This window comes from Brevibacillus fortis, from assembly GCF_003013395.1.
In the GTDB taxonomy this organism is placed as follows: domain Bacteria; phylum Bacillota; class Bacilli; order Brevibacillales; family Brevibacillaceae; genus Brevibacillus; species Brevibacillus fortis.
The window spans coordinates 1-4,456 of record NZ_PXZM01000009.1; the positions used below are offsets into that span (position 1 = coordinate 1).

The following is a 4,456-nucleotide window of genomic DNA, read 5'->3' on the forward strand; positions in this document are numbered from 1 at the left end:
TGACAGGGGGCACTTCACATGTGCTTGGGAGGGCTTTTCTTTTTTTCTATTAACCAAAACGTCCGCTAATATACGCCTCGGTTTTTTCGTTTTCAGGTGATGTGAAGATTTTCCCTGTCTCATCCATCTCGATCATCTCACCCATCAGGAAGAAGGCGGTTTTCGCAGAAATTCGTGCTGCCTGATGGAGGTTATGGGTAACGATTACGATCGTATATTCATCTTTTAGCTGCATGACCAGCTCTTCGATTTTCATGGTAGAGATCGGATCGAGAGCGGAAGCCGGTTCGTCCAACAGCAAAATGGTTGGCTGCATCGCGATTGCACGCGCGATACAAAGCCTTTGCTGCTGTCCACCGGAAAGGGAGAGCGCTGAGTCGCGAAGACGATCCTTTACCTCATCCCAAAGCGCTGCTTTTCGCAGGCTCGACTCAACCAGTTCGTCCAAGTCACGCTTATTGGTCATCCCGTGAAAACGCGGTGCAAATGCGATGTTTTCATAGATCGATTTGAAAAATGGGTTCGCTCGTTGGAACACCATTCCTACCACTTGGCGAAGACTCTCGATGTTTACTTGCGAGCTGTTAATATCGATACCATCTACAATAATGGAACCCTCTACACGACAAGAAGGAACCAGATCATTCATCCGGTTCAAGCTCCGTAAAAGCGTCGACTTCCCGCATCCGGACGGACCGATAAAGGCCGTCACGGAGTTTTTTTCAATACCCATCGATATATTTTTTACGGCGTGCTTCTCTCCGTAGTATACATTCACGTTATTCGTCTGAATGATCGTATCTTGCATGGTCAGTACGGACATGGCTGCCACCTACCTCTTCTTAGTTTGATCCTGACGTCATCTTTTTGTAAACCCAGTTCCCGAACCAGCGAGCGGAAAGGTTAAAGAGCAAGACGGCAATAATCAGAACAGCAGCCGCGCCATCTGCGACATCACGCGCATCCGGTGTCAGTCCCTCGCTGTTTACCTTCCAAATATGCACGGCCAATGTCTCGGCAGGACGGAACGGGTTCAACGGTGAGGTCGTACTATTCAACGAGAAGTCGGTGAAATCCAGGTTCGGTGAAGACATCCCTGCTGTAAACAGCAAGGCAGCCGCTTCCCCAAATACACGGCCAGATGCCAGAATGGCACCTGTAATAATACCCGGGAGTGCTGCTGGAAGAATGACAGACACGATGGTCCGCCATTTTGTAATACCAAGCGCGAGACTCGCTTCCTTTTGACTGCGTGGTACGTTGCGCAGTGCATCCTCGGTTACACGAACCAAGAGTGGCAGGTTAAATACCGTCAGAGCAAGCGCCCCACCAAACAGGGTATAGCCCCAGCCAGTCATATTTACGAACACGAGCAATCCAAACAAACCAACAACGATAGACGGAAGGGAAGACAATACTTCTATACTCATGCGGATAAACTGTGTAATCTTGTTATCCGGCGCATATTCAGCCATATAAATGCCTGCTCCGATCCCGAGCGGCAACGCGATTAGCATGGTCAGGACCAGCAAGTACAACGAGTTGAAAAGCTGTGGTCCAATCCCGCCACCCGCATTGACGATATCCGGCGGAGAGGTCAAAAAGTCGAGATTCAGCTTATGCCAGCCTTGCGAGAGAATGAAGCCCAATAATCCCACCAAGGTACCGATAATCAGTATGGCAATCAGTGTCAAAACAACAGTAGCAGCGCGGTCCATCAGTCTCGCTTTCATCTATTTTGCCAACCTCTTTCTGCCCAACAGGCGCAAAATCACGATAAAGATGAAAGACATCGCCAAGAGCAGCAAAGCCATTGACCAGAGAGCATTGTTATACGGTGTTCCTTGAATCGTATTCCCCATGTTCAATGTAATACCGCTAGTGAGCGTACTGATCGGTTCCAGCAAACCGCCTGGTAGCTTCGTTGTGTTCCCGATAACCATTTGCACAGCCAAAGCTTCTCCAAAAGCACGAGACATTCCCAAAACGATGGCCGTCAAACAGCCAGGAAGCGCGGAATGTAACACGACATTCCAAATCGTTTGCCAGCGAGTAGCACCCAGTGCGAGCGAAGCGTTGCGTAAATCTTGCGGAACAGCCTCAATAGCATCTGCTGCCACACTCGTAATCGTAGGCAAAATCATCAGGGCAAGAACAAGTCCCCCTGCCAATAAACTGAAGCCAAGAACATCAAATTGTTCGCGAATAAATGGAACAAGCAAAGTTAGTCCAACATAACCGTAAACGACCGATGGAATACCAACCAACAGCTCGATTACCGGCTTCAACACTTTTTTCCCGAAGCCCGGAAAGATTTCTGTCATAAAAATAGCGGCGCCGATTCCAAGTGGCGCGGCAATCAAAGCGGCCAGTGCCGTTACGAAAAACGAACCAAGAATAAAAGGCAGGACACCATACGCGGATGGCTCACCTTCTGGGTCCCATTTATCATGGGTTAAAAATTCTTTGATGCTTACTCCATCGACAAAGAACGTCGACAGCCCTTTTGAAGCAATAAAATAGGTGATCGATAAAACAACAATAACGAGCAAACCCGCACAAATCATCGCGATGGTTTTGCCGGTAATATTCTCTGTTTTTTGACGTTTGTTCGTTGTCAGCATCTTTTGCGCAATCATCGATTGACGCTCTGTATTTACCCCTTCAGTACGATGGCTCATGTTCTCCCTCCTGGAAAGAAAACGACTGTACGCAAGCAAAATGAGGGGAAGGCCCCCCTACCCCTCTATTTTGCTGTTGACGATAACGCTTATTTTTGTGTTACTTTGCCTTCTGCATCACGTTCTACTTTCATATCTGTGATTGGCAGGAAGCCCAATTCTGTAACGGTTTTCTTTTGTACTTCGTCAGTCAGGATGAAGTCGAGGAATGCTTTCGCATCACCAGTTGCTTCACCTTTGGTGTACATATGCTCGTACGCCCATACTGGATATTTGTTTGTTGTAATGTTTTCTGCGTTTGCTTCCATGCCATCCAATTTCAGAGCTTTTACAGAGTCATTGAAGTAGGACAGTGCCAAGTAACCAATTGCACCTGGAGTTTCTGCAATGATTTTGCGAACAGTACCGGAGGAATCCTCTGTGATACCTTCTGCTTCTTCTTTGCCATCCAACGCGAATTTGCTGAATGTCGCGCGAGTTCCGGAAGATTTCGGACGGTTAACCAGCGTGATTTTCATATCCTCGCCGCCAACGTCTTTCCAGTTGGTGATTTTACCAGTGAAGATGTCGATCAATTGTTGCTTGGTCAAATTGTCTACTTTTACTTGCGGGCTTACCGCTGCTGCCATTCCAACAACCGCTACTTTATGGTCAACCAATTCGTTTGCTGGGATCCCTTTTTTCTCTTCTGCAAAAATATCGGAGTTACCAATCGTTGCTGCACCGCTTGCTACTTGGCTCAAGCCTGTGCCGCTTCCTCCGCCTTGTACTTGAATTTGTGCGCCTGCATTTTTTGCCATAAAGTCTTTGGCCGCTTGCTCGACCAGAGGCTGTAAAGCGGTAGAACCCACTGCTGTTACAGGTTCACCGGAAGTTTTTGTTGTCGAACCAGAGCTGCTTTTCTCCTGAGCTGGTTGTTGCGCTGGTGCTGGTGTCTGTGCAGTGTTGCCGCTTCCGCACCCCGCGAGTAATGCCCCTACACATGTCAGCGCAATAAACATTTTGCTGAGTTTTTTCATTTGATGAAAATCCTCCTTAAAAGGTTCGGTTTGTTTTTCTCTCTTACAAGTACAAACTATACAGGGGGAATGTTGTCGTATTATGTTGTGAATGTAAAGCTTTCTTAAAGATGGAGAGATTCCTGTTGTCAAACCGCAAACATGGGAATAATGTCCCTATTCTTTTCTGGGGGTGTCCATATGGATCGGCTGGCCTTGCTGTTTGTTATCATTGGTGCCCTGAACTGGGGATTAATCGGGTTATTTCAGTTTGATTTAGTCGCAAGCTTGTTTGGTGGAGCGGAGTCTATCGTAAGTCGAATCGTGTATACGTTGGTAGGTCTTTTCGGGGTATATGCCATCAAGTTTCTTTTCACGGATCGCGAAGAAATACCAACATAAAAAAACTTTGTCCGGCTGTTGGGGTGAGGAGGAAACAGGAGAAAACGCTCAGCTTCTTGTCCCACCCGCTGAGGGATTCACTGCCCGCCTCCATGAAAAAAAGCGAAACCCGCGTCCAAAGTGGTCCATTCAAGAAGTGTCTCAGAGGTGGACGCTAAAAGCTTGTTTCGCTTTTTTTCATTACGCCTCGGTCGGTGTACCAAAGATCTTCGCTTATTTCTCCTGTTTCCTCTACGAGCTTTCAGTGTTATTCGGTTTATAAAAACCTTAAAAGAATGTAAGGATGTCATTAGTCACGACAGAGAAGAATATTTCCAGACGTAGCGACTTGTGAAGTCCAACCGAGCGGAGAAGCGATTGGCGGGCAAAAGAAAC

5 protein-coding genes are annotated in these 4,456 nt (G+C 47.3%); 1 reads left to right on the forward strand and 4 read right to left on the reverse strand.

From position 1 onward, the window contains the following. Positions 1 to 49: 49 nt before the first annotated feature. The 4 genes from pstB to C7R93_RS06905 form a co-directional block, all read right to left on the reverse strand. Positions 50 to 823, reverse strand: a complete 774-nt coding sequence (gene pstB / locus C7R93_RS06890; RefSeq protein ID WP_106838117.1) for a phosphate ABC transporter ATP-binding protein PstB — start codon at positions 821 to 823, stop codon at positions 50 to 52. A gap of 19 nt (positions 824 to 842) precedes the next feature. Next, positions 843 to 1,733, reverse strand: a complete 891-nt coding sequence (gene pstA / locus C7R93_RS06895) for a phosphate ABC transporter permease PstA (protein WP_106838118.1) — start codon at positions 1,731 to 1,733, stop codon at positions 843 to 845. Beyond that, complete coding sequence (gene pstC / locus C7R93_RS06900) at positions 1,734 to 2,681, reverse strand: phosphate ABC transporter permease subunit PstC (RefSeq protein ID WP_106838119.1); 948 nt, start codon at positions 2,679 to 2,681, stop codon at positions 1,734 to 1,736. 89 nt (positions 2,682 to 2,770) lie between these two features. After that, a complete protein-coding gene (locus C7R93_RS06905; protein ID WP_106838120.1) occupies positions 2,771 to 3,700 on the reverse strand; it encodes a phosphate ABC transporter substrate-binding protein PstS family protein in 930 nt (309 codons plus the stop codon). Between the two features lie 180 nt (positions 3,701 to 3,880). On the opposite strand from C7R93_RS06905, the gene C7R93_RS06910 reads away from it, so the two are divergent. Continuing rightward, positions 3,881 to 4,081, forward strand: coding sequence for a DUF378 domain-containing protein (locus C7R93_RS06910; protein ID WP_106838121.1), 201 nt, complete (start codon positions 3,881 to 3,883; stop codon positions 4,079 to 4,081). The last annotated feature ends 375 nt before the right edge of the window (positions 4,082 to 4,456 follow it).

Excerpts from the sequence above, each read along its gene's own strand:
- C7R93_RS06910 (WP_106838121.1), top strand. The coding sequence starts at position 3,881 with ATGGATCGGCTGGCCTTGCTGTTTGTTATCATTGGTGCCCTGAACTGG.
- pstC (WP_106838119.1), bottom strand. The coding sequence starts at position 2,681 with ATGAGCCATCGTACTGAAGGGGTAAATACAGAGCGTCAATCGATGATT.
- pstB (WP_106838117.1), bottom strand. The coding sequence starts at position 823 with ATGTCCGTACTGACCATGCAAGATACGATCATTCAGACGAATAACGTG.
- pstA (WP_106838118.1), bottom strand. The coding sequence starts at position 1,733 with ATGAAAGCGAGACTGATGGACCGCGCTGCTACTGTTGTTTTGACACTG.
- C7R93_RS06905 (WP_106838120.1), bottom strand. The coding sequence starts at position 3,700 with ATGAAAAAACTCAGCAAAATGTTTATTGCGCTGACATGTGTAGGGGCA.